Raw genomic sequence first — 1,077 nt, 5'->3', positions numbered from 1 at the left:
TTTTTTAAGAAGAAAACTAGCAAATATCTTAGCTGAATTTACTCAAGCAGATATCGCTTCCATTACGGGATTTGATTTCATTCTCGATGCATTATCTGTAGCTGGACTTTAGGAAATTGGTATTATACCATTTCTTAAAAGTAATAAGAGACGAAGTTTTAAAGCTAAGAGTCCTAAAGGATACCGCTCCTCTAAAGGACTCGCTCGTCAAGCGGGATCGAGATAATCTGTGACTTTTCAATCCTTATCTACCTACTAAAATTTAATTCACACCAGACGTACCCTACCTTTATTCTTCTACCTGCGAAATATCGGATAAAAAATAAATAGATAGTGTTTTCTTTTATTTAACCTGAGTTCGGGATCGGCTAAAATTCTGATTTTCTCGTTAGCTGTAACTCCTATTCTTTCGTAGAATAAGTAGTAAAATAGCCTTAACCCAAACTGATGTTATTTAATATAAAATAGCTACAATTAAAATTGAACTACATCATGAATTATGCTTTAAACATTCTATAAGTACAAGATGAAACTAACATGAGAAAATTATCATAAATATTGACTTGAAAATAGATAAGTCTTACTATCTAATCATTGGTTAAGAACTAATTATCGAATCAGATACAGTTATTAGCTAATCAATCAATAATGTAGTGAGCAATTTAAAAAAATGAAAAACAACTTACTCGAAAAAATTAGTCCAGTAGGAACAGATTTGTTTTCTGATTTTAGTAGCTTTCTCAATGATTTATCCGAACATGACGAATCTGTAATTGCTGGTGGCAGTCGCTCTCGCTCTCGCAGTAATAGTGGTCGTCGCCGTCGTCGCCGTCGTCGTCGCGGTCGTCGTCGTCGTCGTGGTGGTAGCAGAAGTCGTACTTAATCTGAGAAGGATTTTGATCTCCTTTCTTCAGCTAAATAACAAACTCGCTATAGTAATTGAACAGTGATTTTTAGTTGATTTGTTTGAGCTGAATATAAAAGTAAATCACTTGTTCGACTACTAAATAATTTGTGATTGCTGCTATAGAAAATAACGTTTTATGAGTACTCAATCTGTAGTAGCAATTTTATTTT

1 protein-coding gene is annotated in these 1,077 nt (G+C 33.5%); it reads left to right on the top strand.

Annotated elements, in window-relative coordinates; translation table 11 throughout:
* Positions 1-670: 670 nt before the first annotated feature.
* The gene (locus H1P_RS33660; protein WP_144875866.1) at positions 671-883 is read left to right on the top strand and encodes a hypothetical protein; all 213 of its coding nucleotides are present in this window, start codon (positions 671-673) and stop codon (positions 881-883) included.
* The last annotated feature ends 194 nt before the right edge of the window (positions 884-1,077 follow it).

Origin of the sequence: Hyella patelloides LEGE 07179 (genome assembly GCF_900659865.1) — a bacterium.
GTDB classification, from domain to species: Bacteria; Cyanobacteriota; Cyanobacteriia; order Cyanobacteriales; family Xenococcaceae; genus Hyella; species Hyella patelloides.
The sequence above is the reverse complement of the archived record's forward strand: the minus strand, read 5'-3'. Positions and strand labels throughout refer to the sequence as shown.

What these genes read in the sequence shown, in the direction of transcription:
- H1P_RS33660 (WP_144875866.1), top strand. Translation starts at nt 671, where the DNA reads ATGAAAAACAACTTACTCGAAAAAATTAGTCCAGTAGGAACAGATTTG.